Here is a 1,777-nt window from a genome sequence, read left to right on the forward strand (position 1 = left end):
TGAGCCGAGACACGATGGTTGGAACCTGGCCACGACGGTGGGAACCGGTGGTTGTGTGCCGCTCGGTAGGGGTGAATTCGTTTGAGCCGGAGTGGCCCTGGACAGTCGGGCTGGAACGAGTCAGCGGAGACGGGAGGAGGACGGGATCGAGGCCAGGTGCACGATGACTGCCACCCATGTGCCCAGGTCACGCTGGATTCACCTTCGAGACCGACCCCTACCCCCACTATTCCGGGCTTCGCGACGGCAGCCGTTGTGTGATCCGGTTGAACAAGTCCGTCAGCGGCTCGCCGATGTCCTGACCGAACTCGGTCAGCCCGTAGGTGACCTGGGGCGGCGTCGTCGGCTCTACCTTCCGCCAGACCAGGCCATCCTGGACCAGCGCGCGCAGGGTCTGAGCAAGCATCTTCTCGCTGATGCCCTGGATGGCGTCGCGCAGCTCGTAGAACCGAAGATCGTTGCTTCGCAAGGAGATGAGCACCCAGACACCCCACCTGCTGGTCACGTGATCGACCACGTCACGCGCGGGGCAGTCGGTGTGAAACACCTCATACCGATTGCCCGCCTCAGCTGGCGTCACCTGCATGCCTTCCCTCATGTCCGGAGCTTACCTCTGGGTATCTTCTTACGAAGAGTAAGCCTGGCTCCTAGCGTCAATTACCGCAGCGCACAACGGACTAGGAGCTGAAGATGATCGTGGTGACCGGAGCTACCGGCAATGTAGGCCGACCTTTGACGCAGGCCCTGGCCGAGGCGGGTGAGCAGGTGACGGCGGTGTCACGGCGGGCGGTGACGATGCCGGACGGAGTCCGGCATGCGGCGGCCGACCTGGCCGAGCCGACAGGCCTCGCACCCGTGTTGGACGGGGCAAGGGCTCTGTTCCTCTTGCTGTCCGGCGACCTTCACGCCCCCGCAGCCAGGCCGGCCGAGATCATCGGCCTGGCTGCGGCCAGCGGAGTTCGCCGGGTCGTCCTGCTGTCTTCGCAGGGCGTGGCGACCAGGCCGCTCGGCCCGTCGCGGGTCGCGATGCGCACGGTGGAGGACGCGTTGCGGGAGTCCGGCCTGGACTGGGCCGTACTGCGACCGGGCGGCTTCGCCTCCAACGCCTTGGCCTGGGCGGAGTCCGTCCGCACGCAAGGGATGGTCGCCGCGCCCTTCGGCGACGTGGGGGTGCCGGTCGTCGACCCGGCGGACATCGCCGAGGTCGCGGCGGCCTGCCTGCTGGACGACCGGCACACCGGCGAGGTGTACGAGCTGACGGGGCCAGAGGTCATCACGCCGCGTCAGCAGGCGGAGGAGATCGCCGCCGCGCTCGGCTCGCCCGTGCGGTTTCACGAACTCACCCGCAGTGAGGCCAAGGCCACGATGACGGAGTTCGTGCCGATGGAGCTCGCCGACGACACCCTGGACATCATCTCCGCCCCGAACCCGGCCGAACTGCGGATCAGCCCGGATGTGGAACGAGTCCTCGGCCGTGCCCCGCACCCCTTCAACGGCTGGGTCACCCGCAACATCGCCGCTTTCCGTTGAGGCACAACTCAACTGAAGCACCCGGGCAGCCTCGTGCGGCTGCGACCGCACGAGGCGCCCACCTTCGTACCGCCGCAGTCGGCGCGCGGGGCACCGAGCCGCGCGGGCCCTCAGGCCAGGCCCTGCCGAACAGACCGCCGCAGGTTGCAAGAAGCGTGACCAGATGGTTCCAACAAGCGTGTCCCGCAGGGTCGAAACCGCCAGGTCACCACACCACGCTGGTTCCATCTATCGTGTCCCGGCACAG

At 67.6% G+C, this 1,777-nt stretch carries 2 protein-coding genes; one reads left to right on the plus strand and one right to left on the minus strand.

Annotated features, from left to right (window positions below; all coding sequences use genetic code 11):
• Positions 1 to 226: 226 nt before the first annotated feature.
• Positions 227 to 598, minus strand: a complete 372-nt coding sequence (locus tag ACQRUO_RS39330) for a winged helix-turn-helix transcriptional regulator (protein WP_428320986.1) — start codon at positions 596 to 598, stop codon at positions 227 to 229.
• Between the two features lie 92 nt (positions 599 to 690).
• Here ACQRUO_RS39330 and ACQRUO_RS39335 point away from each other — a divergent pair, with 92 nt between their 5' ends.
• The gene (locus ACQRUO_RS39335; RefSeq protein WP_428320987.1) at positions 691 to 1,530 is read left to right on the plus strand and encodes an SDR family oxidoreductase; all 840 of its coding nucleotides are present in this window, start codon (positions 691 to 693) and stop codon (positions 1,528 to 1,530) included.
• Positions 1,531 to 1,777 lie beyond the last annotated feature (247 nt).

This window comes from Kitasatospora sp. LaBMicrA B282, from assembly GCF_050325825.1.
GTDB lineage: Bacteria > Actinomycetota > Actinomycetes > Streptomycetales > Streptomycetaceae > Kitasatospora.

Bases quoted from the DNA above. Each gene is read 5' to 3' on its own strand.
- ACQRUO_RS39330 (WP_428320986.1), bottom strand. From the start codon at position 598: ATGAGGGAAGGCATGCAGGTGACGCCAGCTGAGGCGGGCAATCGGTAT.
- ACQRUO_RS39335 (WP_428320987.1), top strand. From the start codon at position 691: ATGATCGTGGTGACCGGAGCTACCGGCAATGTAGGCCGACCTTTGACG.